This is a genomic window from Cobetia sp. MC34 (genome assembly GCF_018340035.1).
Classification (GTDB): domain Bacteria; phylum Pseudomonadota; class Gammaproteobacteria; order Pseudomonadales; family Halomonadaceae; genus Cobetia; species Cobetia amphilecti.
The window spans coordinates 34,085-59,894 of record NZ_JADPPY010000002.1 but is presented as its reverse complement, the minus strand read 5'-3'; the positions used below and the strand labels follow the sequence as shown (position 1 = coordinate 59,894).

Annotated in this window: 18 protein-coding genes; 6 read left to right on the top strand and 12 right to left on the bottom strand. The window is 62.8% G+C overall.

All coding sequences use genetic code 11. From position 1 onward, the window contains the following. Positions 1 to 358 precede the first annotated feature (358 nt). Complete coding sequence (locus IZU87_RS01595; protein WP_054555340.1) at positions 359 to 1,249, top strand: AEC family transporter; 891 nt, start codon at positions 359 to 361, stop codon at positions 1,247 to 1,249. A gap of 559 nt (positions 1,250 to 1,808) precedes the next feature. Here IZU87_RS01595 and nhaC read toward each other — a convergent pair. After that, positions 1,809 to 3,341 carry a Na+/H+ antiporter NhaC gene (nhaC, locus tag IZU87_RS01590; RefSeq protein ID WP_249330374.1) on the bottom strand — a complete coding sequence of 511 codons (1,533 nt, stop codon included), beginning with the start codon at positions 3,339 to 3,341 and terminating at the stop codon, positions 1,809 to 1,811. A gap of 198 nt (positions 3,342 to 3,539) precedes the next feature. Continuing rightward, positions 3,540 to 4,649, bottom strand: coding sequence for a glycine betaine monooxygenase reductase subunit (gbcB, locus tag IZU87_RS01585; protein ID WP_213113475.1), 1,110 nt, complete (start codon positions 4,647 to 4,649; stop codon positions 3,540 to 3,542). Positions 4,650 to 5,268: 619 nt separating this feature from the next. Between gbcB and gbca the strand changes: the two genes are divergently transcribed. Beyond that, positions 5,269 to 6,552: a glycine betaine monooxygenase oxygenase subunit gene (gbca, locus tag IZU87_RS01580; protein WP_043333142.1), complete on the top strand. Its 1,284-nt coding sequence runs from the start codon at positions 5,269 to 5,271 to the stop codon at positions 6,550 to 6,552. Between the two features lie 147 nt (positions 6,553 to 6,699). On the opposite strand, the gene cyoE is transcribed toward gbca, so the two are convergent. From cyoE to cyoA, 5 genes are read right to left on the bottom strand one after another with little or no spacing between them, the layout of a single operon-like run. Next, positions 6,700 to 7,554, bottom strand: coding sequence for a heme o synthase (cyoE, locus tag IZU87_RS01575; RefSeq protein ID WP_043333143.1), 855 nt, complete (start codon positions 7,552 to 7,554; stop codon positions 6,700 to 6,702). 13 nt (positions 7,555 to 7,567) lie between these two features. Further along, the gene (gene cyoD / locus IZU87_RS01570) at positions 7,568 to 7,897 is read right to left on the bottom strand and encodes a cytochrome o ubiquinol oxidase subunit IV (RefSeq protein WP_043333144.1); all 330 of its coding nucleotides are present in this window, start codon (positions 7,895 to 7,897) and stop codon (positions 7,568 to 7,570) included. Next, positions 7,894 to 8,505: a cytochrome o ubiquinol oxidase subunit III gene (gene cyoC / locus IZU87_RS01565; RefSeq protein ID WP_378080002.1), complete on the bottom strand. Its 612-nt coding sequence runs from the start codon at positions 8,503 to 8,505 to the stop codon at positions 7,894 to 7,896. The genes cyoD and cyoC overlap by 4 nt, the downstream gene beginning before the upstream one ends. 17 nt (positions 8,506 to 8,522) lie before the next feature. Beyond that, a complete protein-coding gene (gene cyoB, locus IZU87_RS01560) occupies positions 8,523 to 10,532 on the bottom strand; it encodes a cytochrome o ubiquinol oxidase subunit I (RefSeq protein WP_052384476.1) in 2,010 nt (669 codons plus the stop codon). 3 nt (positions 10,533 to 10,535) lie between these two features. Next, positions 10,536 to 11,504, bottom strand: coding sequence for a ubiquinol oxidase subunit II (gene cyoA, locus IZU87_RS01555; RefSeq protein WP_082388205.1), 969 nt, complete (start codon positions 11,502 to 11,504; stop codon positions 10,536 to 10,538). Positions 11,505 to 13,011: 1,507 nt separating this feature from the next. Here cyoA and IZU87_RS01550 point away from each other — a divergent pair. Both IZU87_RS01550 and IZU87_RS01545 read left to right on the top strand, forming a co-directional pair. Continuing rightward, positions 13,012 to 13,641, top strand: coding sequence for a flavin reductase family protein (locus IZU87_RS01550; protein WP_213113474.1), 630 nt, complete (start codon positions 13,012 to 13,014; stop codon positions 13,639 to 13,641). 232 nt (positions 13,642 to 13,873) lie between these two features. After that, complete coding sequence (locus IZU87_RS01545) at positions 13,874 to 15,454, top strand: BCCT family transporter (protein WP_043333147.1); 1,581 nt, start codon at positions 13,874 to 13,876, stop codon at positions 15,452 to 15,454. 127 nt (positions 15,455 to 15,581) lie between these two features. Here the strand turns inward: IZU87_RS01545 and IZU87_RS01540 are convergent, their stop codons facing one another. The 3 genes from IZU87_RS01540 to IZU87_RS01530 all read right to left on the bottom strand — a co-directional run bounded on the left by IZU87_RS01540 (position 15,582) and on the right by IZU87_RS01530 (position 20,869). Beyond that, positions 15,582 to 15,821 carry a hypothetical protein gene (locus tag IZU87_RS01540; RefSeq protein ID WP_043333148.1) on the bottom strand — a complete coding sequence of 80 codons (240 nt, stop codon included), beginning with the start codon at positions 15,819 to 15,821 and terminating at the stop codon, positions 15,582 to 15,584. 261 nt (positions 15,822 to 16,082) lie between these two features. After that, positions 16,083 to 19,109, bottom strand: a complete 3,027-nt coding sequence (locus IZU87_RS01535) for a molybdopterin-dependent oxidoreductase (RefSeq protein ID WP_213113473.1) — start codon at positions 19,107 to 19,109, stop codon at positions 16,083 to 16,085. Further along, positions 19,106 to 20,869, bottom strand: a complete 1,764-nt coding sequence (locus IZU87_RS01530; protein ID WP_213113472.1) for an NADH-ubiquinone oxidoreductase-F iron-sulfur binding region domain-containing protein — start codon at positions 20,867 to 20,869, stop codon at positions 19,106 to 19,108. The genes IZU87_RS01535 and IZU87_RS01530 overlap by 4 nt, the downstream gene beginning before the upstream one ends. A 422-nt stretch (positions 20,870 to 21,291) precedes the next feature. Between IZU87_RS01530 and IZU87_RS01525 the strand changes: the two genes are divergently transcribed. Beyond that, a complete protein-coding gene (locus tag IZU87_RS01525; protein WP_131431252.1) occupies positions 21,292 to 22,881 on the top strand; it encodes a BCCT family transporter in 1,590 nt (529 codons plus the stop codon). Between the two features lie 168 nt (positions 22,882 to 23,049). On the opposite strand, the gene IZU87_RS01520 is transcribed toward IZU87_RS01525, so the two are convergent. Then, a complete protein-coding gene (locus tag IZU87_RS01520; RefSeq protein ID WP_043333741.1) occupies positions 23,050 to 23,442 on the bottom strand; it encodes a DUF4168 domain-containing protein in 393 nt (130 codons plus the stop codon). 713 nt (positions 23,443 to 24,155) lie between these two features. Here IZU87_RS01520 and IZU87_RS01515 point away from each other — a divergent pair. Further along, positions 24,156 to 24,791: a DUF4174 domain-containing protein gene (locus IZU87_RS01515; RefSeq protein ID WP_213113471.1), complete on the top strand. Its 636-nt coding sequence runs from the start codon at positions 24,156 to 24,158 to the stop codon at positions 24,789 to 24,791. 103 nt (positions 24,792 to 24,894) lie between these two features. Here IZU87_RS01515 and IZU87_RS01510 read toward each other — a convergent pair whose 3' ends face one another. Further along, positions 24,895 to 25,803 (bottom strand): electron transfer flavoprotein subunit beta, encoded by a 909-nt coding sequence (locus IZU87_RS01510; RefSeq protein ID WP_213113470.1) that lies wholly within the window; start codon positions 25,801 to 25,803, stop codon positions 24,895 to 24,897. Positions 25,804 to 25,810 lie beyond the last annotated feature (7 nt).

The window sequence follows — 25,810 nt, the reverse complement described above, 5'->3', positions numbered from 1 at the left end:
AAGCGGATCGTTGTTGTTGGAATGGTTCGATGAAGGGTGATCAGTGATCGTCTGTTCGCTCAAATCCTGTCGAGTCAGCCGGCGCCAAGGCCTTGAGTGGCTGTCTTGACCCGATACTAGCCCTGCCCCCCTGCGGCAAACTGCTTGTCAGCGTCACCCCGCAGCGCGAATGCGACATCGGCAGGCAAAAGCGACATCTAGACGGCCCGCACAGAGCTGCTGCGAATAGTGGCTGCCCGCCACTGGCGCTACACCGAAGCCCCTGCGGGCAGGTATGCTAGACACCGATATCGTGCGATCAGGCGCCGGATGACGACTGATCCATGCAAGCGCGCGCCTGAGGAAGGGAGTTGAGAATATGCTGATGGAATTGCTGGCGGTGATGGCACCGGTACTGTGTGGCGCCGCCATCGGCTTCTTCTGGGTCAGGCTGGGCAACGACTACCCGATGGCCTTCGTCACCCGGCTGGTGCTCTACATCGGCACGCCGGCGCTGATCCTCAATGCGCTGGGCAGCGCCGAGATCGACAACTCGAGCTTTTTGCGCACGGGCCTGGCGACGCTGTCCGTGATGGCTCTGCTGCTGGCGCTGAGCTGGCCCTTCGCGCGCCTGATCGGCAAGCCCTGGAAGGTGGCGGTGGCGCCGCTGCTGTTCTCCAACGTCGGCAACATGGGCCTGCCCGTCTCGCTCTACGCCTTCGGCCAGGCCGGCTTCGCCTACGCCATCACCATCATGGTCACCATGTCGCTGCTGCAGTTCACCCTCGGCGCCTGGCTTGCCAGCACCAGCGGCAACCCGCTGCGCAGCGTGGTGCGCTCGCCGACCATCTGGGCCAGCATCGTCGCCACCCTCATGCTGCTCTGCGATGTGCACATGCCGCGCTTCGTCGCCAACAGCCTGGAGCTGATCTCCGGCTTCACCGTGCCGCTGATGCTGATCACCCTGGGCGTGTCGCTGGCCAGCATTCGCGTCAAGAATCTGGCGGCGGGCGTGGGCTTCAGTGTCCTGCGCATTCCCTTTGCCGCCCTGTGTGCCTGGGGGATCGGCACCCTGCTGGACCTGCCCCCGCTGGCACTGCACGTGTTGACCATGCAGATGGCCATGCCGGTGGCGGTCTACAACTACATGTTCGCCCAGAAGGCCGGGCGTGAGCCGGAGTACGTCGCTACGCTGGTGTTCTGCTCGACGCTCGCCGCCTTCCTCTATCTGCCCATGCTGCTGGCGGCGATGGGGGCGACACTGGGCTGACCCGACGGAAGCGGCCCGAGCAATCCCCCAGTGAATGACAGGCACAAAAAAACCACGCGAGCCTGAGCTTGCGTGGTCGTGTGACACCTTCCTGCGGAAACTGCCGTGCCGTGAAGAAGACGGTATTGCACCATCCCGATATTGAGCAGCACGGCGCTTCCTGTTGCGACGATCAGCCTTGTAGTCCTGCTGGCACCCGCTCCCGGCCTGGAGGTGGCGCACCGTTCCCCTGTGTCATCATTGCCCTTTTGACCAAACCCGTGACTGGAGTGGCAGTCGTGGACCTGACGTGAACGCTCTCCGCTCTCGACCCGCAGCTGAAGATGGCATGCAGCCCAACGGGGCCTTGTGCTTATGGCACCAGGGCGAACCCTGGCGTGGCCTGGCGGGACTTCCCGCAGAGCCCCCTGCACTGCATGCGCTCATTCACGTGGCAACATCTGAAGGGTAGCCCCGAAGTCGTCTGCACCTCCAGATGGTTTGTGCCGTCTTCCTGCGCGAGTCGACTTGCTCATGAACCTGAGCATGAAGTCTTAGAGCACTCATGCCGAGCAGACTGTCAGCGCACCTCTGGCGTGGCGGCTTGCAGTCCCGCCAGGCCCTCGGCCTGCTGCTGACGCAGCTGGGCCAGCGTTGTCACGGCATGTCCCCTGACTTGCCATTCGGCACGCTCATCATCATCGGCCCGGATGATGAAGCGTCCAAGCAGGGTGTAGAGCAGCCCCAGCAACGGTGACAGCCAGCAGGCGAAGGCCAGCGGAATGTAGAGCAGCCCCTCCATGCCCGCACCACCGGCCATCAGCCCCAGTGAACTGACCACCACCGCACCGCCGGCATTCCAGGGAATCAGCGGCGAGATGAGCGTGCCGCCCTCTTCCAGTGAGCGCGACAGGTTGAGCGTCGAGTATCCCTCACCGCGATAGATCGGCGCGTACATGCGTCCCGGCAGAGCGATGGAGAGGTAGGGGTCGCCCGCGATGACATTGGTCAGCGCCGCCGTGGAACTGGCCGCGACCTGCAGCCCGAAGATACCGCGCACCTTGACCAGCACTGCGGCACACAGCGCCTCCAGACAGCCGATGATTTCCAGCAAGCCCCCGAAGGCCAGTGCGATCATCACCAGCAGGATGACCCAGGCCATCGACATGATGCCGCCGCGATTGAGCAGGCTGTCGATCTCGCTCACGCCGGTGCTCAGGGCGTAGCCGCCCTGCATATAGCCGAACAGCGCCTTGACCGCCTCGCCCTGTACGCCGAATGCCACGACCGCCCCGGCCAGCACCCCGACGAACAGCGCCGGGAGTGCCGGCATGCGCGCAACGGCCAGCGTCATCACCAGCAGCGGCGGCATCAGCACCCACAGATTGAAGGTGAAGTGTCCGGAAAGCCCTTCGGTGATGGCGGTGATGCGCTCGAGATCCAGCACCTGACCGGCGGCGAGCAGGTTGCCGGCGATCAGGTAGATCACCAGCGCGATCAGCATGGCGGGAATGGTGGTCGGCATCATGTTGCGGATGTGCGCGAACAGATTCACGCCCGTCACCGCAGGCGCCAGATTGGTGGTATCCGACAGCGGCGAGACCTTGTCACCGAAGAAGGCGCCGGACACCACCGCACCGGCGGTCCACCACGGCGGAATGCCGAAGCCGGCCCCGATGCCCATCAGCGCAAGCCCCACCGTGCCCACGGTGCCCCAGCTGGTACCCAGCGCCACCGAGACCACCGCGCACAGCAGCATGGCCGCCGCCAGGAAGTATTCCGGCGAGACCAGCTTGAGCCCGTAGTAGATGATCATCGGTACGCTGCCGGAGGCGATCCACACCCCGACCGTCATGCCGACCAGAATCAGGATCGCGATGGAAGGCAGGCCGACACGCACGATGCGCATCATGCCCTCTTCCATCGCCGACCAGCCGTGGCCCAGCTTCCAGCCGATCAGCGCCGTGATGGCGACACCGCATACCAGCGGCACATGCGGAGTGAACTCGCCGAACACGAACAGTTGCAATGCAAGAACGGCCAGGGTGGCCACGATAGGCAGGCAGGCCATCTTGAGCGATGGCCGTAGTGGGGTCTTCACGTCCCGAGTCATGTCTTGCTCCATTAGTTAGTTGTACTTTTTGTACCCCTAACGCTAATGGGACCCGGGGAGTCGCGGCTGACTGACTGCGTCATCCAACCGCGCGAATGCGACATGTCCTCTCATTTATCCAGCGTATTTATCCAGCGCCTGCGCCCGCCCGTGAATATCGCTCGCAAAAGCCAGCAGGGCGGGAGGCCAGGCCGTGGATCAGTAATCGATCACCACATCGCCATTGGGCACACTGCAGCAGGACAGGATGAAGCCTTCGGCGACGTCTTCATCGGTGATGCCGCCGTTGTGTTCCATCTCGACCTCGCCCGAGACCTTCTGCACCCGGCAGGTGCCGCATATTCCCATGCCGCAGGCCTTGGGAATATGCAGGCCGAGCTTGGCGGCGGCGGCGTGGACGGTCTCGCCCGGGGCGATCTGCACCGACTTGCCGGTGGTGGAGAACTCGACCCGCGTGAGATCGGAGCGGTCCAGCTCATCGGCCAGCACCTCGGCCTGTTCGGCCTGCTCGATGGCCTCTTCCTCGACATCGACCGGCGTGGCACCGAAGGATTCCTCGTGATAGCGGCTCATGTCGAAGCCGTGGCTGCGCAGCAGATGCTTGACCGCATTCATGTAGGGCGTGGGGCCACAGCAGAAGATCTCGCGCTCCATGAAGTCCGGCGCGATCATCTCGAGCATCGCGTCGGTGAGATAGCCGCGATAGCCGGACCAGGTCTGACCGGTCTCGAAGCGCTCGCAGATGACGTGCATGTTGAACTCCGGCACGCGGGAATCCATGAATTCGAGCTGACGCCAGAAGATGATGTCGCGCGGGCTGCGCGCACTGTGCACGAAGGAGATGTCCACATTGGCATTGGTATCGAAGTACCAGCGCGCCATCGACATCAAGGGCGTGATGCCCACGCCACCGGACAGCATCAGAATGCGCTCCGCCGGGTAGTCGATGCAGTTGAAGTTGCCGACCGGGCCGTGCACCGCCAGCACATCGCCTTCATTGAGGTTGTCGTGCAGCCAGTTGGAGACCAGCCCGCCCGGCACGCGCTTGACGGTGATCGAGAAGCTGTAGGGCACCGACGGTGAGCTGGAGATGGTGTAGGAGCGCATGATCTGCTGGGCATCGATCTCGAGCTCCAGGGTCACGAACTGCCCCGGCTTGAAGAAGAACATCACCGGCTGTTCGGCCATGAAACAGAAGGTGCGGACGTCCCAGGTTTCCTGAATGACCTTCACGCAGCGCACGCTATGTCGACCGTTGGTCCAGGTCTGTGTCGTAACCGGATTGAAGTTGCTGAGAGTGGTGCTCATGAAGGCCTCGCTGGGCATGTTGTTCTTGGAGACATGTTCTTGAAGAGACAGTGTCAGGCCACCCTGCGCTGCGTGCGCGGCCAACGGTGGGACATGCTCAGGATTGTCGAGTCAGCGCCCGGCAAGCATTTATCCGTGCACGACAGAAACATGCCCGATCACTCCAATCCCGCCCCCGCAGCGCCCTGCCCCCGCCTCATCGCTACGCCTGCCTGTGCCTCAAAGCCCCTGCGCAGACGACCGGCGTCGGAAATACATCATTGAGCGTCGCCATCAGACATAAGTCGCGTCTTGACCTCAGCCACACTGCGATCCATGCGTGGCAATGCCACTCAGACGTCATGCGGGCTGCCTGAACTTCCACGCTGACTATCCTGTCGAGCGAGCGGCACTCTGCCAGCGCCGCCCTCGACACCCGAACCGACCAGGACGGGATGACGCACCGCGCGATGCATCGGCAACCCCTCATGGGGCCCCGATGCCGCCCCGCGGTGCTGCCCGGCAATGGTCTGTTCACTCGTTCCCTCTGTCCCGGCTTCACAACAACAATGATCAGCACACTCACTCAACCCAAGGCGACCCTGCTCCCGGCGCCTACCGACCGTGCGAGGACACCGCGATGAGCGACTTACTGGAACACGCTCAGGATCAGCAGCGTCAGGCTGTACGCGAGGCCGCCGCGCGGCTTCTAGAGGCCCGCAGTCCCGGCTACACCCTGCCCCAGCCCTTCTACAATGATCAGCGCCTGTTCGATCTCGACATGAAGGAGATCTTCGAGCGCGAGTGGCTGTTTGCCGGTCTCAGCAGCGAGATCCCGCTCAAGGGCAACTTCATGACCATGGACGTGGGCAACAGTCCGATCATCATCGTGCGCGGTGACAACGGGGCCATCCATGCCTTCCATAACGTCTGTCGCCATCGCGGGTCCCGCCTGTGCAGCACCGAGCGCGGCAAGGTCGCCAAGCTGGTGTGCGGCTATCACAAGTGGACCTATGAGCTGGATGGCCGCCTGCTGTTCGCCGGTTCCGACATGGGAACCACCTTCGATACCAGTGAATACGGCCTGCATCCCGTCCACGTGCGCTCAGCCGGCGGCATGCTGTTCATCAACCTCGCCGAGCAGCCCGAGAACTGCGAGCCGTTCTTCAAGACGCTGGAGTTCTACCTCAAGCCCTACGACATGGAGAACGTCAAGGTCGCGGCCAGCTCCTCCATCATCGAGGAAGGCAACTGGAAGCTGGTGATCGAGAACAATCGCGAGTGCTATCACTGCGATGGCTCCCACCCGGAGCTGCTCAACACCCTGCAGGAATTCGATGACACCGATGACCCGCGTGCCACCGAGGCCTACAAGGCGCTGGTCGCGAAGAAGCAGGCCGACTGGGATGCCGAGAAGGTGCCCTATCAGCTGGTGCGCTTCGGTCGCCGCAATCGCATGACGCGCACGCCGCTGCTGGAAGGCACCGTCTCGATGACCACGGACGGCACCCCGGCGTGCAAGAAGCTGTTGGGACGCCTGCAAAGCCCCGACATGGGCTCGCTGCGCATCCTCAACCTGCCCAACTCCTGGAACCACTTCATGGGCGATCATGCCGTGGTCTTCCAGGTCGACCCGATCGGCCCCCTCAAGACCCGCGTGACCACCAAATGGCTGGTGCACAAGGACGCGGTGGAAGGTGTCGACTACGACCTGGCGAAGCTGCGCAAGGTGTGGGATGCCACCAATGATCAGGACCGTCAGCTGGTGGAAGAGAACCAGCGCGGCGTCAACTCCAGCGCCTATCAGCCCGGCCCCTATTCGGCGACCTTCGAGTTCGGTGTCGTCGACTTCGTCGACTGGTATGCCGAGCGCATGCAGGAAGCGCTCAAGGGACAGCAGGAGCCGCATCTGCAGCTGGCCTGAGGGCTTGAGTCCTTGAGTCCTCGAAACCTGAGACTCTGAAAGACAGGCAAGAAAAAACCCGCCACCGGCAAGCCGGTGGCGGGTTTTTTTGGCTTTCACCCGGGCAACACGCCGATGGCGGGTCACCCGAGAGGTACTACGGCTGGATTACAGCTGCGTGTCCAGGCTCATCATCAGGCTGAGCGCCATGACGATGATGATGGAGAAGCCGAACAGCTTGCGTGCCCAGGAGGCATCAGGCTGATCCTTGAGGCGCCAGGCGGCCAGATACAGCCACCAGCCACCCGTGACGGTCGCGACTACCAGATACCAGATGCCGGTATATCCCCACAGTGTCAGCAACAGCGACACCGGGATGAAGCCGGCAATGTACCCCGTCACTACACGCTTGGCATGCTCCATGCCTCGCGCTACCGGGAGTACCGGAATATTGGCGGCCCGATAGTCATCGACACGAAACATGGCAATCGCATAGGAATGCGGCATCTGCCACATGCTGAAGATGATCAACAGCAGCAGCGCCCCCATGTCCGCCTGACCGGTAACGGCCAGGTAGCCGACCACTGGCGGCGCAGCGCCGGACAGTGAGCCGATGAGGGTGCCATACACCGAGCCACGCTTGAGCCACATGCTGTAGGCCCCGACGTAGATCACGAAGCCCAGCCCCACGGCGATCATCGCCATGAGATTGGTCATCGCGGCCAGAAGCCAGAAGCCTGCAAGGCCCAGCACGCTGCCGAAGACGAAAGCCCCCTTCAGCGAGATGTCGCCCTGCACCAGAGCACGGCCCTGGGTACGCGCCATGTGGCGGTCGATATCGCGATCGATGCAGTTGTTGAACACACAGCCTGAGGCCACGATCAACGCCACCCCGACCAGGGTGGCGATGAACAGCGCCCAATCCACCTCACCACCGGAAGCGAGAAAGAAGCCGCCGCTGACGGTGATCAGGTTGCCGAAGATAATGCCCGGCTTGGTGGTACGCAGGTAGTCCTTGATCATCAGGCTCACGCTATCAGATGGGCATCATGTTCTGATTCAGCTCGATCATGATCCATATGGAACCACCAACGACGATTGCCACGATCACCACGGTGAACAGCATGGCCATGACATTCCAGCTCTGCTCCTTGGAGCCGTCCAGGTGCAGGAAGAAGTACAGCTGCACGAAGACCTGAGCGATGGCGAAACCGTAGATGGCCCAGATCACGCCGACACCCGGATCATCCATCATCATCACCATCCCGAACGGGATGATGGTCAGGATGATGGAGAGAATCAGACCGGTCACGTACTGCTTGACGCTGCCGTGATTGTCGTTGTGGTCGTTGTTGGAATGGCTCATAGCATCACTCCTGTGAGATAGACGACGGTGAAGACGCAGATCCAGATGACGTCCAGGAAGTGCCAGAACAGGCTGAGCATCATCAGACGACCGCGATGCACTTCCGTCAGACCTTTCTTCTTGACCTGGAAGATCAGCAGCGCCATCCAGATCAGACCGACGGTCACGTGCAGACCGTGGGTGCCGACCAGGGTGAAGAAGGCAGACAGGAACGCGGACTTGTCCGGACCCTGGCCGTTCACGATCAGGTGGTAGAACTCATAGATTTCCATCGCGATGAAGCCTGCGCCACAGGCGAAGGTGATCATCAGCCACTTGATCACCGCGGAGCTGTCTCCGCGGTTCATGCCCAGCATCGCCAGGCCGTAGGTGAAGCTCGAGGCCAGCAGCAGCGCGGTCTCGACCAGCACGAAGTTCAGCTCGAAGATCTCGGCGCCCGTCGGGCCACCGGCATACGCCTGGCTCAGTACCACGTAGACCGCGAACAGCATCGCGAACAGGATGCAGTCGCTCAGCAGATAGAGCCAGAAACCGAAGACCTTCAGGCCGTTGGTATCGTGATGCTCGTGATCGTCATGGGCGTCATGCGCCCCATCGTGAGATGTCATTGCATTATTCGCCATGATTACCCCTGAACCACTGTGTCGTTAGGTGTGCGGGCGCTGGGCAGGGCGCGACGCTCGCGACCCTCACGCTCGACACGCTCCACTTCCTCGACGGACACGTAGTAGTCGATGTCGTAGTTGAAGGAGCGCACGATGAAGGTAGCGATCATGCCGACCAGCCCGACCACGGCCATCCACCAGATGTGCCAGATCAGTGCGAAACCGAACACCAGGCTGAAGGCGGAGATGATGACGCCAGCAGCGGCGTTGCGCGGCATGTGGATCGGCGCATAAGGCTTCTTGGCCTCCTGCTCGATGCCACGTTCCTTCATTTCCCAGAACTCGTCGAGCTCGGAAACCTGCGGCTCGTGAGCGAAGTTGTAGAACGGTGCCGGTGAAGTGGTGCTCCACTCCAGGGTACGACCGCCCCAGATATCGCCAGTGGTGTCCTGCAGCTGCTTGCGGTTCTTGATGCTGACCGCGATCTGGATCACGGTGCACGCGATACCGATCAGGATCAGGACAGCACCGATGAAGGCGACGACCAGGTACGGCACCCACAGCGGGTTGTCGACGTGCTGCAGACGACGGGTCATGCCCATGAAGCCGAGGATGTACAGCGGCATGAAGGCGAGGTAGAAGCCAGTGATCCAGAACCAGAAGGAACGCTTGCCCCACTTCTCGCACAGCATGAAGCCGGTCGCTTTCGGGAACCAGTAGGTGATACCGGCCATCGCACCGAAGACCACGCCGCCGATGATGACGTTGTGGAAGTGGGCGATCAGGAACAGCGAGTTGTGCAGTACGTAGTTGGCGCCCGGAACGGCCAGCAGAACGCCGGTCATGCCACCGATGGTGAAGGTGACGATGAAGCCCAGGGTCCACAGTACCGGAGAGGTCATTTCGACGCGACCGCGGTACATGGTGAACAGCCAGTTGAAGATCTTCACACCTGTCGGGATCGAGATGATCATCGTCGCGATACCGAAGAAGGCGTTCACGTCAGCGCCGGCACCCATGGTGAAGTAGTGGTGCAGCCAGACGATGAACGACAGGACGGTGATGACGAGAGTCGCCCACACCAGCGAGGTGTAACCGAACAGCTTCTTCTTGGAGAAGGTGGCGATGACTTCGGAGAACACACCGAAGACCGGCAGCACCAGGATGTACACCTCAGGATGGCCCCAGGCCCAGATGAGGTTGACGTACATCATCATGTTTCCACCAAGGTCATTGGTGAAGAAGTGGAAGTCGAGGTAGCGATCGAGCGTCAGCATCGCGATGGTAGCGGTCAGAATCGGGAAGGCCGCGACGATCAGGACGTTGGCGCACAGTGCGGTCCAGGTGAAGACCGGCATCTTCATCAGGGACATGCCCGGCGCACGCATCTTGAGGATGGTGGCGATGAAGTTGACACCTGTCAGCAGGGTACCGACACCGGAGATCTGCAATGACCAGATCCAGTAATCCACCCCGACCCCGGGGCTGTAATTGGCCCCCGACAACGGCGGATAGGCCAGCCAGCCAGTCTTGGCGAACTCACCCAGACCCAGAGAGATGTTGACCAGCAGCGCGCCGACCACGAACAGCCAGAAGCTGAGCGAGTTCAGGAACGGGAAGGCCACGTCACGTGCGCCGATCTGCAGCGGCACGACAACGTTGATCAGACCGATGACCAGCGGCATCGCCACGAAGAAGATCATGATCACGCCGTGGGCAGTGAAGATCTGGTCGTAGTGATCCGGGGGCAGATAGCCCTGACCACCACTGGACGCCAGCATCTGCTGGGAACGCATCATGATCGCATCGGAGAAACCACGGATCAGCATCACCAACGCGACGATGATGTACATCATGCCGATCTTCTTGTGATCGACAGAGGTGAACCACTCATTCCACAGGTAGGCCCACTTTTTCTTTACCGTGATGAAGCCGACAAGGGCTGCACCACCGAGGATTACCGCCGCAAGCACGATCATGATGATCGGCTCGTGATACGGAATCGCCTCTAATGTGAGTTTTCCAAGCATTGCTTATTCCTCGGTTGCCATCGCAGATTCAGCGTGACCAGAAGCGTCATGATCGGACATGCCGTGTTCGGCGCTGTCGTGATGCATTCCACCCTTCTTCATGTGGCGCATCTGATCATCGCTCATGCCCAGCTCCATGCCGTCCATGTAGGGCGCCATGATCTGCTCATACAGGTTCGGCTTGACCTGACCATAGAAGGTCGGGGCGACGTCCTCGCTCGGCTCCTTGAGAGCGGCAAGACCAGCGTCATCCAGCACCTTGCTGCTGCCGCGTGCCTTCTCGATCCAGGCGTCGAAGTCGCCTTCGCTCATGACATGCGCCTTGAAGTGCATGTCCGCGAAGCCGGCGCCGCTATAGCTGGCAGAGATACCGTCGTAGGTACCCACTTCACTGCCGATCAGGTGCAGACGGTTTTCCATCCCCGCCATTGCATAGATCTGGCTACCGAGCTGCGGGACGAAGAACGAGTTCATCACCGTGTCGGATGTGATGTGGAAGCGAACCTGACGATCCACCGGCATGGCCAGTTCATTGACCGTCGCGATCCCCTGCTCCGGATAGATGAACAACCACTTCCAGTCCATGGACACGACCTGCACCTCGATCGGCTCACCGCCGTCGACGATCTCGGCACGCGGGTCCAGCTCGTGCGTGCTCTTCCAGGTCAGGATGCCCAGAGCGAGGATGATCAGGCACGGAATGCCCCAGACCACGATCTCGATCTTGGTGGAATGCGCCCAGTTGGGCGTGTAGGTCGCCTTGCTCTGCTTGGTATCGCGATAGCGCCAGGCGAACCACAGCGTCATGAAGATGACCGGGATAACAACCACGAGCATCAGGTAGGTAGCAGTCAGGATCAGCGACTTTTCGGATTCACCGATAGGCCCCTTGGGATCGAAGAGTACGGCGTCACAGCCGGACAGCATCAATAATCCCGCGAGGATAGGGAGTCCCCGCAGAGCCCCCCGCATTAGGCTTTTTCTCATCTCACGACCTCGTTGGAACACGCCATGGCGTCATGACGAGCCCACATGTGGAACACAGCGTTCGAAGAAATGACCAACAGGAAGCCGTCGATCTTTCGAACGAAATCAGAAGATTTCCCGCAGGCGGGCACAGGATAGAGAAAAGACAGGGGGGCTGACTACGGGGCAGGATGACGCACCAGGGGCCACATGCGGATGACTTCGGCCATCCGGTGCGCGCCAATCATGCCTTGAGCGGCATGAGTTCTCTCACGCTCGAGGAAGGTTAAGGCAGCGGGATCGGGTGGCGAAGCCGACACTCACGGCAATGATGTCGCGACAGTGCATGCCTTGCAGGGCCAGACAGCTCGTCATTCACCGGCCTTCTCCTCGATGCCAGCCCCCCTGCCCTGCTTGATGATGCCCGTGAGAATCACGACCTTGTCGCGCCACAATTCAGTGCATCCCCGCAGATGTCCTCGCCATCGGCGCACCAGGAGGCGTCGAAGCAACCACTACCGCCACACGATACCGAGCAACAAAAACCCAATAAATGACCACCAATTGAAATAAAATGCCAAAAATTGTGCCAATGAGCCTTTCAAAAGTTGCTGAAGTACTCCCCCAACCCGGTCGAGAGAGGCATTTTCCCGGCTTGATGCTTGTGTGACCTGGCCGTTCATTGACGAGAAAACATGCATCATTATCGATCATGACCTGACAGGTAAATGCACCATGATGCGTCTCACATGATGCTGGCATTCCCGATCAACAGGGGACACTTTTTCGCAACCTTGGCATGCCATTCTCATGATCAACGCCGAACCAAATGGCCTGATGAGTGTCATTTTCCGCCATTCATTTACGCGGACTCACCACCTTTCTGCCAGATGACGCCCGGCCCGCCATCATAAAAAATACACAAATAAACACACTGCAGAAACCATCTGGTTACCAATTTTGCACAAAAATCCGGTTTCCCGCCCCCATTGTGTGACTTGAGTCAGACAAGGAATGAACTCGACCGCGGCGTCAGGAACAACATCCTCGAAAAAGGTCAAGACCTGCGACAATTGACCACACCAAAAATAGGGACAATGATCTGGGAGAATTTCCCGATACCTTTTCCACACCCAGCGGCCAGACAGGCCACTCTTCATCAACACCACCGGTCTGTGGTCAGGCGCGATTCGCGTTCCCCATCAGCGATGATTCTCGGCCGCCACTCGCCGCGACGAACAGATTCTCGAGCTCTCGGTCTAGCGGGCTCTTGGCTTGCCGGGTCTCTTGGCTTGCCGGGTCTCTTGGCTTATCGGGCTCTGGGCCTGGCGGGCTCTCACTCTCTCCAATGTCAGGGCCGTACGACATGCTGGCTGAGCGGGTCGAGAGCCATGCCCTGCAACGCCCGCTCTGCGATGACAGCTCTAAGATGACAGCTCTACAACAACAGCCCTGCGATGACAGCTCTACAACAACAGCCCTACAACCAGAGCCCTGCAATGAGACCCTCACCATGACTGCCTCCTCGACCACGCATTCCCTCATCGCCGCCGACCAGCTTCCCGCAGGCATCCTCTATCGCCTGTTCTCGGGCAGCATCGCGCCCCGGCCGATCGCCTGGGTCTCGACCATCGACGCGGCAGGCAACACCAACCTCGCGCCCTTCTCGTTCTTCACCATCGCCAGCATCAATCCACCGGTGCTCGCCTTCAGCCCGCTGCGCAATGGCGAAGGCAAGACCAAGGATACCCTCAACAACCTCGGGCAGGTGGCGGAGTGCGTCATTCACATCGGTGGCGAGGCGATGAGCGAGGCGCTCAATCTCACCAGCGCCAGTCTCGCCGCCGACGAGGATGAGTTCACCCACGCGGGTCTGAACAAGGTGGCCATGCCGCCGCTGGCGGTTCCGCGCGTGGAAGGCGCTCCGATCGCCTTCGGCTGTCGACTGCGCGACATCATCTCGTTCGGTGATCAACCGCTGGCCGGTTCACTGGTGCTGGCCGAGGTGGTGGTGATGCATGCCGACGAAGCGGTCTGGGATGGGCGGCATGTCGACAATGAGGTGCTGCGTGCCATCGGGCGCATGGCCGGCAGTGACTATGCACGCACGGATAGCCTGTTCAGCCTACAGCGCCCCGAATGACTTTCCGGCAATGAAGAGAAATCCATAAACCTTAATACAATCAATGCCTTTCAGCGCACGACAAGGATGACTCAAGGTTTGACGCCGTCATCTGCAACTGGCAGAAAGGCGCATGTTGCACAAGGCTTCAGACCAAGGTCTGAACGCTTCCACCAGGCGGGACAAGGTCCCTCATTCTGACTCGAGATGCCCACAGGAGCGGCTATCGAAAGAAAACATACGAGGTAACTCCATGTCATCGAATCCGTATGTGACGGATTACCAGATCGGTCAGGACAATGTTCAGCGACTCGGGCTGGATGTCCACAAGCCGGTCTTCACCATCAGTGCGCTGCTGATCGTAGGCTTCATCCTGTTCACGCTGCTGATGCCCGAGTCGGCCGAGTCGGCACTGGGCGGCGCCAAGGCATGGTCCATCACCCATGGTGATTGGCTGTTCATGCTCTCCAGCAACTTCTTCATCCTGTTCTGCCTGCTGCTGGTCCTGCACCCGGTCAGCCGCCTGCGTCTGGGCGGACGCGACGCCAAGCCGGAATTCAGCCGGATGGCTTGGTTCGCGATGCTGTTCGCGGCCGGCATGGGCACCGGCCTGATGTTCTGGGGGGTCGCCGAGCCAGTGGCGTACTACACCGACTGGTCAGGCACGCCACTGAATGCACCACCGCGCACGCCGGAAGGCGCAACGGCGGCACTCTCGGCCACCGTCTTCCACTACGGGCTTCACCCCTGGGCCATGTATGCCGTGATCGGCCTGTCGCTGGCCTTCTTCGCCTACAACAAGGGCCTGCCGCTGACGCTGCGCTCGGTGTTCTACCCCTTGCTGGGTGAGCGTGTATGGGGCTGGAGCGGCCATATCATCGATATCGTCGCGGTGCTCGCCACCCTGTTCGGCCTTGCCACCTCTCTGGGGCTGGGCGCGGCCCAGGCGGCCTCGGGGCTGGACCATCTGTTCGGCATCGGCGATGGGCTGGTCAGTCAGATCGGCGTGATCGTGGCCGTCACGCTCGCGGCCATCTACTCGGTGAGTCGCGGTCTGGATGGCGGCGTCAAACGCCTCTCCAATCTCAACATGATGCTGGCCGCGCTGCTGGTGGTGTTCCTGTTCATCGTCGGCCCGACCATGGACATCATTACCGGACTCGGCACCACCAGCGTCGGCTATCTGGAATATCTGCTGCCGCTCTCCAACTGGATCGATCGCCCCGACGAAGGCTGGTTCCATAGCTGGACCATCTTCTACTGGGCCTGGTGGATTTCCTGGTCGCCGTTCGTCGGCATGTTCATCGCGCGTATCTCGCGCGGACGCAGCGTGCGCGAATTCGTCACCGCCGTGTTGGTGGTACCGACCCTGGTCACCATCGTGTGGATGACCGTCTTCGGCGGCACCGCACTGGAAGAGGCACGAGCCGCCGGCAGCGAGCTGGCCCAGGGCATCGACACTCCCTCGATGGCCATGTTCCAGATGTTCGACAGCCTGCCGCTGTCCTCCATCACCTCCTGCGTCGCCATCGTGCTGGTGCTGGTGTTCTTCGTGACCTCCTCCGACTCCGGCTCGCTGGTGATCGATTCCATCACCGCCGGTGGCAAGCAGGATGCCCCGACGCGCCAGCGCATCTTCTGGGCAGCGGCCGGCGGCCTGATCGCCTGTGCCCTGCTGTATGGCGGCGGCAGCACCGCACTGAGTGCGCTGCAGGCGGGCGCCATCTCCACGGGACTGCCCTTCACGGTGGTGCTGCTGGTGATGTGCTTCTCGCTGTTCCGCGGTCTGCGCTGGGAAAAACGCGAGTACGACCGCGCCAACGCAGCGACCTGAAACACTGCGTGCAGTGAAAAGAGGCGAGTGAGCACCCACGTAAAAGGGCCTGTCAGTCGACAGGCCCTTTTGTTCATCTGGCAATCAGTGTCAGTGCGCGGCGCGCAATCTTTCAGGAGTGCCGCGCCTAGCGCAGCCCCGGCAGCAGATACTTGTCCAGCGCCTGGCGCACCGACGGCAGCAGGATATCGGAGTGCATCACCAGCTCGCGCACCAGTTCCTGCAGGCCCGGCACGCCCACCTCGGCATGCTTTCTGAGTGCCATGCGCGCGCAGGTGTCCGCGCAGGCATGCTCGGAAATCTGCACGCCCAGCGCCACCAGCCGCTCACGAAAATCTTCGTGATCAATCAGCTCCACGATCATCATCGTCATTCTCCTTGCTCGCTGACGGCGGGCATTGTCATTGGTATTGACCCACTCTGTTCTGAGCATAGCCCTTGTGAGGATAGCCGAAATGCACGACGGGCTGTCTCCGACATTCTGGTCAGACCGGGGCGCCCTCTGCGTGCCTGCCCACGCCACTGGCGTAGGCATTTGCGTCAGGCGCGTCTGGCTCGGTTGCGGTCTATTGCCTCGATCTATCCGCTCGGTCCAGCCCGCTTGCCATGTCCACCTCACATGTCCGCTTCAGCTCTCCACACCCGCCGAGGCGGGTTCGGCTCTGGCCAGACGACAGGCGGCGTACTTGAACTCGGGAATCTTGCCCACCGGGTCGAGCGCCGGATTGGTCAACAGGTTGGCGGCGGCTTCGGCGTAGCAGAAGGGCACGAAGACCATGCCGGCCGGCGTCAGCGGATCGGCGCGGGTGGCAAGAGTGATCTGGCCACGTCGCGTGGTGATCGAGAGTGGCTCGCCCGGCGTGATGCCCAGGCGCTCCAGCTCCACCGGATTGAGCGTGGCCACGGCGGCCGGCTCGAGATTGTCGAGCACCGCCGCGCGGCGCGTCATCGAGCCGGTATGCCAGTGCTCCAGCTGACGACCGGTGGTCAACACCGTCGGATAGTCGTCATCCAGCGTCTCATCCGGCGGCGTAGGCCAGGTCGGCACGAAGCGGGCACGGCCGCTGGCGCGCGGGAAGCCCTCGCCGAATACCACATCCTCGCCCTCGCCCCCCGGCGTCAGGCACGGATAGGTCACCGAGTTCTCCTCGGACAGCCGCGCCCAGTCGATGTTGTCGAGGGAATCCATGCCCTTTTGCATCTCGGCGTAGATCTCCTCCGGCCCGGCGTAATCCCAGCCAAGCCCCATGCGCCGCGCCAGCTGCTGGGTGATCCACCAGTCCGGCTTGGCCTCGCCCGGGGCGCGCAGTGCCGCCCGCCCACGCTGCACCTGCCGGTTGGTATTGGTGACGCTGCCGTCCTTCTCCGGCCAGGCGTACGAAGGCAGCACCACATCGGCGAACTGCGCCGTCTCGGTGACGAAGATGTCCTGCACCACCAGGTGTTCCAGATGCGCCAGCGCGCTGCGCGCATGTTCGAGATCCGGGTCCGACATCGCCGGATTCTCGCCGAGAATGTACATGCCGCGGATCTGATCGGCGTGGATGGCGTGCATGATCTCCACCACCGTCAGGCCCGGCGTCGCCGAGAGCGGGGTCTGCCACAGCGCTTCCAGCCGCTCGCGCGCCGCCGTGTCGCCCACCGGCTGATAGTCGGGGAACACCATCGGAATCATCCCGGCATCCGAGGCGCCCTGAACGTTGTTCTGCCCGCGCAGCGGGTGCAGGCCGGTGCCTTCACGCCCGACATGACCACACACCAGCGCCAGCGCGATCAGACAGCGCGCGTTGTCGGTGCCGTGGGTGTGCTGCGAGATGCCCATGCCCCAGAAGATCATCGCGCGCCTGGCGGTCGCGTACTCGCGGGCCACGGCGCGAATCTCTTCTGCCGCCACTCCACACAGCGGCGACATCGCCTCCGGTGTCAGCGCCGCGACATGCTCCGCCAGCGCGGCGAAGTCCTCGGTGCGTGCCTCGATATAGGCCTGATTGGCTAGCCCCTCGGTGATGATGACGTTGAGCATGGCATTGAACAGTGCCACGTCCGCCCCGGGCGTGAACTGGATCGAGCGATGCGCCTGACGACGCAGCGCCAGCGCACGCGGGTCGATCACCACGATGCGTGTGCCACGCTTGGCGGCGCGCTTGAAGAAGGTCGCCGCCACCGGGTGATTGACGCCCGGGTTGCAGCCGGTCAGCACGATCAGATCGGACTGCTCGGCCTGCATGAAGGAGGCGCTCACGCCGCCCGAGCCGACGCCTTCCATCAGCGCCGCCACCGAGCTTGCATGACACAGCCGCGTGCAGTGATCGACATGGTTGGAGCCGAAACCGGTGCGCACCAGCTTCTGGAACAGCCACGCCTCCTCGTTGGTGCACTTGGCGCTGCCGAAGCCCGCCAGGCTGTCGGGGCCATGCGCGCGCTTGAGGCGCATGAGCCCCTCGGCCGCGACCTCAAGGGCCTCGTCCCAGCTGGCCTCACGGAAGTGGGTCAGCGGATGGGCGGGGTCAAAGTTAGCATCCAGCCCCTTGGCTACACCGTCACGGCGGATCAGGGGGCGGATCAGACGCTCCGGATGGCGCGGATAATCGAAGCCGAAGCGCCCCTTCACGCATAACCGACCGTGGTTGGAGGGCCCATCGCGGCCACTGACCGCGATGATGTTGTCCAGCCGCGTATCCGCGACGCGCTGTCGGCGCTTATCAGTCTTATGGGAGCCGCCGTCCGCCATGCCCTGCTGGGCATCCGCCAGGGTCGCGACCGGTTGCCCCTCGACACTCAATGCCTCGCCGCTGCCACGGCTGACCTGATACTCCAGCTGACAGCCCACGCCGCAGTACGGGCAGATGGAGGCGACGCGCTCATCGACGGCGGCGCTGTCGCCGAAGCCCTGCTCATCCACCTGGGCGGCGGGCATCAGGGCGCCGGTCGGGCAGGCCTGCACGCACTCGCCACAGGCGACGCAGGTGCTGTCGCCCATCGGGTCCTCGAGATCGAACACGATGCGCGTATTGCTGCCGCGCCCCGCCAGCCCGATCACGTCATTGACCTGCACCTCGCGACAGGCGCGCACGCACAGGCCGCAGCTGATGCAGGCGTCATGATTGACCGCCATCGCGGTATGGGAGTGATCGAGAGCGCTGGCCTGCGCCGGCAACCACTCCTCCACGGTCTCCCCCAGCCACTCGCGGACCGTCTCGCGGGCGCCGCCCAGGGTCTCGCGAGCGTGCCCGACATCCACCGCCAGCAGCTCGGCCATCGCCATGAAGTGACTGCTGACATCGGGATTGTGCGCCTCGGCGGGCATGTCGGCGGCGAGCAGCTCCACCACCATTGCACGCGCCTCGCCGGCACGCCGTGAACTGGCACTGCGCACCACCATGCCCGCCCGCGCCTCGCGGATGCAGCTGGCAGCAAGGGTGCGCTCGCCATCGATCTCGACCATGCAGGCGCGACAGTTGCCATCGCCGCGATAATCCGGCGCTTCGCTGTAGCAGAGGTGGGGAATCGTCTCGCCGGCACGCTTGGCGATCTTCCACAGCGTCTCGCCGGGATAGGCCGTCACCTCGGCACCATCCAGCGTGATGGTGAAGCCATCCTCGCGCAGCGGCTGATCATCCGAGGATGAGTTGTCCAATCCTGTCAGCGCATTCATGCCTCACCTCCCGTGGCGTCAGCCGCATGGCTCGTGGCGATCAAGCGCACCCCACTGCTGGCGAGGGCCTCCCGGAAGTCCTTGAGCAGGCCGAGCACCGGATTGGGCGCGGCCTGGCCGAGCCCGCAGATCGAGGCGTCCATCATCACCTGCGACAAGCGCGTCAGCAGCGTCTCATCCCACTCATCGCCGCTGAGCGCCGCCAGCATCTGGCGCGTGCCGACGCGACACGGCGTGCACTGGCCGCAGGACTCGTCCATGAAGAAGCTCATCAGATTGCGCGCCACCGCCGCCAGGTCGTCCTTATCCGACAGCACCACCACCGCGGCCGAGCCGATGAAGCAGCCGTGGGCCTGCAGGGTGTCAAAATCCAGCGGCAGGTCCGCCTTGCTGGCCGGCAGAATGCCGCCGGAGGCCCCGCCGGGCAGATAGGCACGCAGACGATGGCCGTCGGCCATGCCGCCGCCATATTCCTCGACCAGTTCGCTGAGCGTGATGCCAGCCGGTGCCAGATACATGCCCGGGCGTCTGACACGCCCGGAGAGCGAGAAGCTGCGCAGCCCCTGACGCCCCTGACGCCCGGCCGCGACGTAGTGGTCATGGCCTTCGCGATGGAGCCGCGCGATCCAATAGACCGTCTCGACGTTGTTGACCAGGGTCGGGCGACCGAACAGCCCGCGCTGGGCCACGAAGGGCGGCCGCTGACGCGGCTTGCCGGGCTTGCCTTCCAGCGACTCGATCAGCGCCGATTCCTCGCCACAGATATAGGCGCCGGCGCCACGCCGCAGCTGGATGTAGCCCGGCGCGACGAGGCCTGCGGCTTCCAGCTCCGCGATGCAGTCGCGCAGCAACTCATTCAGGGTCGGGTACTCGTCGCGCAGATAGAGGTAGAGCGCCTCGGCCTCGATGGCATGCGCACTGGCCAGCGCGCCCTCGAGGAAGGTGTGCGGCTCACGCTCCAGATAGCAGCGGTCCTTGAAGGTGCCGGGTTCGCCTTCATCGGCGTTGATCACGCAATAGCGCGGCCCCGCCTCGGCGCGCACGAAGCCCCACTTGCGAAACGTCGGGAAACCCGCCCCACCCAGGCCACGCAGTCCGGCCTGCTCGATCATCTGCGCCAGGTCCTCGATGCTGACCTCACCGCCATCGAGCGCGGCGAGCAGCCCATAGCCGCCACTGGCGCGATATTCCGCCAGCCGCGGATAGTCGAGACTCGCTGCCGGCGCGGCATGCACATGGCCTTCGGCAATCGCCGCCGTGACGCCTTCCACGCTGGCGTGGCCGAGATGGTAATGCCCGACCTCCGCCACCGGCGCACTGTCGCAGCGCCCCATGCAGGGCGCACGCAGCACGCGCACCTGTTCGGGGTCCAGCCCCGAGGCGAGACCGGCACGCAAGGCTTCGGAGCCGGCCAGCTGACAGGACAGCGAATCACAGACGCGCACGGTCAGCGCCGCGGGCGGCGTCTCGCCATCGCGAACCACGGTGAAATGGGCATAGAAGGTGGCTGTCTCGTAGACCTCGGCCATCGGCAGGCGCATCCACTCGGCCAGCGCGCGCAGATGGGCCAGCGTCAGGTAGCCGACCTCATCATTGAGCACGTGCAGATATTCGAGCAGAAGGTCACGCTGCGCCGGGGCATCGCCCAGCAGGCGCTGTACCTCGGCCCAGGCCTCGGCATCCAGCGGACGGCCGCGCAACTGGCTGCGCGAACGGCGGCGAGCGACAGGTGTCGGCTCGGTCAGGGTCTCAGGCGTCATGGCGGCACCACGGTGTTGTTATTGGGCAGGAGCAGGCAAGTACTGGCGTATCGCGCGAGGAGTGAAGTCTCGGGCGCGAAAGTGGTGCGCGGTCAGGGAGCACGCACCACTTTCCTTCACTGTAGATCGCAATCTACAAAGCGGGCACACCTGCGACAACCGCTCTGAGCGCTGAATCGCCCCCTGTGTCAGTCACGCATATGCCGGCGTCATATCCAGCTAACTCGCTCTCGCCCAGCCCTCACACAATCACCGAGGTCCGGTGGCGACCTGCCCCGCAGTCAGACTCGCCACCGCGCTCCGGATTGCCATCCCACCCCCCTTCCCACATCGCAGCCCCGGGAGACACCCACGACAACACCTCGCTTCACGCCAGCTGCCCTGCCCGGCAGGCGACACCAATAACAACATGAGGTCACCACATGTCATCGAATCCGTATGACACGGACTACGAGATCGGCCAGGACAATGTCCAGGTCATGGGTCTCGATGTTCACAACCCCGTCTTCGCGATCAGCGCCGTGCTGATCGTCAGCTTCATCCTGTTTGCCATCCTCTTCCCAGCGGGCGCGGAAAGTGCCCTGGGCGGCGCCAAGGCCTGGTCCATCGCACATGGCGACTGGCTGTTCATGCTGGCCGGCAACCTCTTCGTGCTGTTCTGCCTGCTGCTGATCGTGCACCCGGTGGGCAAGCTGCGCCTGGGCGGCCAGAAGGCAAAGCCCGAGTTCTCGACACGCTCCTGGTTCGCGATGCTGTTCGCCGCCGGCATGGGCATCGGCCTGATGTTCTGGAGCGTCGCCGAACCGGTGGCCTACTACACCGACTGGTACGGCACGCCACTGAACGCACCCGCCGGGACGCCGGAAGGAGCACGCGCCGCGCTGGGCGCCACCATGTATCACTGGGGTCTGCATCCCTGGGCCATCTACGCCGTGGTCGGGCTGTCGCTGGCCTTCTTCACCTACAACAAGGGCCTGCCGCTGACCATCCGCTCGGCGTTCTACCCGCTACTCGGTGAGCGCACTTGGGGCTGGATGGGGCATATCGTCGATATCCTCGCCGTGCTGGCGACCATCTTCGGTCTGGCGACATCACTGGGGCTGGGCTCCGCTCAGGCAGCATCGGGGCTGGACTACCTGTTCGGCGTCGGCGATGGCCTGCCGACCCAGATCGCGATCATCATCCTGGTGACGCTGGTGGCCATCTACTCGGTCAGTCGCGGCCTGGATGGCGGCGTGAAGCTGCTTTCCAACATCAACATGATCATCGCCGCTGTCCTGATCATCTTCATCCTCATCTTCGGGCCGACACTCGCCATTCTCATGGGCCTGGGCACCACCACCCTCAGCTATGTGGAATATCTGCTGCCGCTGTCCAACTGGATCGGCCGCCCCGATGAAAGCTGGTTCCACGGTTGGACCGTCTTCTACTGGGCGTGGTGGATCTCCTGGTCACCTTTCGTCGGCATGTTCATCGCGCGAGTCTCGCGCGGCCGCACCGTACGCGAATTCGTCACCGCCGTGCTGCTGGTGCCGACCCTGGTCACCATCGTGTGGATGTCCGTCTTCGGCGGCACTGCACTGGAACAGGCCATCAATGGCGTAGGCGCGCTGGCCAATGGCATCGATTCCGTGTCGCTGGCCATGTTCCAGATGCTCGACAACCTGCCGCTGTCCGGTGTGGCGTCCTTCATCGCCATCGTGCTGGTACTGGTGTTCTTCGTGACCTCCTCGGATTCCGGTTCGCTGGTGATCGATTCGATCACCGCCGGCGGCAAGATCGACGCACCGATCAGCCAGCGCATGTTCTGGGCAGCGATGGAAGGCCTGATCGCCGGTGCCCTGCTCTATGGCGGCGGAAGCGCTGCGCTGGGCTCGCTGCAGGCGGGCGCCATCGCCACGGGGCTGCCGTTCACGCTGGTATTGCTGGTGATGTGCTATTCGCTGTTCCGTGGCCTGATGCAGGAAAAGAAGGCACAGGACATGCTCATTCGCCCGGTCGCCGGCGCCTGACATGCGGCGCTGACCATAGCTTTACTGACCAAAGCTTTACTGACCAAGGCGGTACTGACCAAGGCGGTACTGACTGACAGGCCGCAGGACATGGGCACAAAAAAACGCCGCCCCCGGCAACCGGGGGCGGCGTTTTCATTGGATGACCCGAACGTCATCCAGGCGAGATCAGGAGTTTTCCTGAGCCAGCTTCTGCACCTTCTTCATCAGGTCCGGGTCGTTCTGGACCGCTTGACCGATGGAGTTGAAGGTGGCGACTTCCAGACCGGAGTCTTCGACAGCGCTGACCATCTCGTCGTTGGCTTCCTGACGCACGCTCTGCTTGGCAGTCTCGTCGTCGGCTTTCTGCAGCTTGCCGGCGAATTCCTGAGAGATGCGTGCGATGTCCTGAGAGGCCGCAGCGAACTGTTCCAGCTGAGCGTCAGTGAAATCGCCAGCCTGAGCCTGTGCCGCCTGGGCAGTAGACTGACCCTGGGCCGGTGCGTCAGCAGCGAACGCCGGTGCCGACATCATGCCCGCGGAAATCAGGGCAGCCGTCATGTATGCAGTCATCCGTTTCATTGCAGCCTCCAGCAGTGATCAATAAGTGTTTGCCTTAACTCAGACGGGCCTGACGACAGGATGTTCATTTTTTCATGCAACTCTTTGAAAACATTCTGTATCGCCAGAGTTACATGAGTCGCAGATCAGCAACGTAAAAACCGCGGGGCCGCGCATGGCGGGCGTCATGACGGCTGGACACGCATACAGCTTGCACCACGATTGTGAAAATATCTGCAGCAAGCCGCGTGAAGTCTGCCCGCCATGCACTCGACCCGCCCTCGATACAGACATGCCTCTGCGCTCGCTACGCGCTCTAGCAAGGCATGTCACCTGCTGCCGCCGCTATCGGTATGTCGCCATTGGCCTTTTCATAGCCTGAATGAGGGCGGCATGTCGTGAAGTACCACATAAATCGCGCGCCAACGGGCAGCAAACTCTCGGCGACTGTCTTAGTCTTGGAGGAGAGGCTGTCATCCGGGTGTGCCATTCTCCTGTGCAACCTGCTTCTGCAGCCCAGGCTGGCTAGCCCAGCTCATAACATTCGTTGCCGGAGGACTGCCATGTCCACGCACATACTGTCCAAGCAGAGACTGTCCTCGCACGTACTGTCCAAGCAGAGACTGTCCTCGCACGTACTGTCCAAGCAGAGACTGTCCTCGCACGTACTGTCCACACAGATACTGCCCGCGCTGCCTCGACGGCTCTCGCACCACAGGCTGACGCAGGGCCTGATGAACCTCTTGTTGCTGGCCCTGCTGCCGGTCCTGCTGCTGAGCTCGCCGGTGCATGCCATCAGCCTGCTGGATTCGGACGCCGACCTGAACGCGCCCGCCGAGACATCCACGGGCGCACCACCGCCCCCGACCTCGCCGGACACCGCGGAGACCACCATGACCGCCGCCAATGTCGACCCCGCCGCCAACCCGCTGCTGGGCGAGACCTGGAACCGACGCTCGCTGGTGCTGATCGCGCCGGATGAGCAGGACCGGGACCTCGAGCGTCAGCGCGAGGAACTGCGCGCCACCCGTGGCGAGATGCAGCAACGCGACATGACGCTCTATACGCTGATGGGCACGCGCGGCATCCACGATGGCGTGCCGATGAGCTTCGAGGAGGTGCGTGCCCTGCGTGATGCCATGCAACTGCGCGAGGGCGCGCCCTTCACCGTCATCCTGATGGGCAAGGACGGCGGCAAGAAGATGCAGCAGGAAGGCTTCGTCTCCCCCGACCAGATCTATCAGGTGATCGACAACATGCCGATGCGCCAGCGCGAAGCCAGTCAGGCAGCGCGCAAGCCCCCCCAGGGCACCGACGAACACACCTCGCCCGCCCCCTTGAACGATGAGGACTGGCAGTGGGAGGAGTGACCTTTCTGTAAGGAGCGACCTTCTGTGAGAAACGACCTTCTGTGATGCATGAAAAAGCCCCTGTCAGCTCGGCTGACAGGGGCTTTTTACCGTCTGCGCGGCTTCAGCGCAGTACGCCTTCCTCACGCAGCAGCTTGAGGATTTCCGCCGCGCCCTCCTCGGCGCTCACGCCTTCCAGACGCTTGCCACCGCCCCCTTCGGCCTTGGCGGCCGCAGCCTTGAAGCGGTCCCGCGCGCTGGTCGCCTTGATGCGCTTCAAGCGCTTGGGACGCTTGCGAGCCGGGGCCACGCCGAAGGCCTCGGCCTGCGCATCATGGACAAGCTCGCCACTGGCCAGTGTGGACAGTTCACCACGCCGCGCCTGCGCGAAGGCCGACTGACGCGCCGCCGGCGCCGCGGAATCGACACTAACAAGCGCCGGCAGCTTCACGCGCAACCGTCGCCGCTGGCCACGTGGCAGCGCCTGCAAGGCGGTGAGATGCAAGCCATCGCAGCTCTCGATCGCGACGATACCCTCCACCAGCGGCCAGCCGAGGCTCTCCGCCAGCAGATGCGGCAGCAGGCCACTGCCCTCACCGGTCTCGCCCTGGCCGCCACACACCACCAACTGCGGGGCCGCCTGCTTGAGGCGCGTGACCAGCAGCGGCCAGACATCGATGACCGGTTGATCAATAGCAGCCGCCTGCGGGTCAACAGCCTTGAGCGGGTCAGCGCCAGGAGCATTCGGCGTCACCAGCGTCAACGACTCCAGCCCCATGCCCAGATAGCCGCGCAGTGCCTGGTCCTGCTCGCTGCCGGGCGCGATCTCACTGCCACTGGCATGCCAGGCGCTGAGGCTTACGGAACCGGGTGCCGACTGACGCTCCAGCGCCAGACACAACTCCAGAGCGCGGGCGTCCTGCTCGGCGCGCCGCAGACGCCCCGAAACCGGGTGCTGCCCCAGCGACACCAGACTCACGACCTCAAGCGGCGCCGAGGCCTGCTGCGCAACGGACGAACGATCTACCTTCATATCCTTC

Coding starts and splice junctions, on each gene's coding strand:
- IZU87_RS01595 (WP_054555340.1), top strand. CDS start 359: ATGCTGATGGAATTGCTGGCGGTGATGGCACCGGTACTGTGTGGCGCC.
- nhaC (WP_249330374.1), bottom strand. CDS start 3,341: ATGACTCGGGACGTGAAGACCCCACTACGGCCATCGCTCAAGATGGCC.
- gbcB (WP_213113475.1), bottom strand. CDS start 4,649: ATGAGCACCACTCTCAGCAACTTCAATCCGGTTACGACACAGACCTGG.
- gbca (WP_043333142.1), top strand. CDS start 5,269: ATGAGCGACTTACTGGAACACGCTCAGGATCAGCAGCGTCAGGCTGTA.
- cyoE (WP_043333143.1), bottom strand. CDS start 7,554: ATGATCAAGGACTACCTGCGTACCACCAAGCCGGGCATTATCTTCGGC.
- cyoD (WP_043333144.1), bottom strand. CDS start 7,897: ATGAGCCATTCCAACAACGACCACAACGACAATCACGGCAGCGTCAAG.
- cyoC (WP_378080002.1), bottom strand. CDS start 8,505: ATGACATCTCACGATGGGGCGCATGACGCCCATGACGATCACGAGCAT.
- cyoB (WP_052384476.1), bottom strand. CDS start 10,532: ATGCTTGGAAAACTCACATTAGAGGCGATTCCGTATCACGAGCCGATC.
- cyoA (WP_082388205.1), bottom strand. CDS start 11,504: ATGCGGGGGGCTCTGCGGGGACTCCCTATCCTCGCGGGATTATTGATG.
- IZU87_RS01550 (WP_213113474.1), top strand. CDS start 13,012: ATGACTGCCTCCTCGACCACGCATTCCCTCATCGCCGCCGACCAGCTT.
- IZU87_RS01545 (WP_043333147.1), top strand. CDS start 13,874: ATGTCATCGAATCCGTATGTGACGGATTACCAGATCGGTCAGGACAAT.
- IZU87_RS01540 (WP_043333148.1), bottom strand. CDS start 15,821: ATGATGATCGTGGAGCTGATTGATCACGAAGATTTTCGTGAGCGGCTG.
- IZU87_RS01535 (WP_213113473.1), bottom strand. CDS start 19,109: ATGAATGCGCTGACAGGATTGGACAACTCATCCTCGGATGATCAGCCG.
- IZU87_RS01530 (WP_213113472.1), bottom strand. CDS start 20,869: ATGACGCCTGAGACCCTGACCGAGCCGACACCTGTCGCTCGCCGCCGT.
- IZU87_RS01525 (WP_131431252.1), top strand. CDS start 21,292: ATGTCATCGAATCCGTATGACACGGACTACGAGATCGGCCAGGACAAT.
- IZU87_RS01520 (WP_043333741.1), bottom strand. CDS start 23,442: ATGAAACGGATGACTGCATACATGACGGCTGCCCTGATTTCCGCGGGC.
- IZU87_RS01515 (WP_213113471.1), top strand. CDS start 24,156: ATGAACCTCTTGTTGCTGGCCCTGCTGCCGGTCCTGCTGCTGAGCTCG.
- IZU87_RS01510 (WP_213113470.1), bottom strand. CDS start 25,803: ATGAAGGTAGATCGTTCGTCCGTTGCGCAGCAGGCCTCGGCGCCGCTT.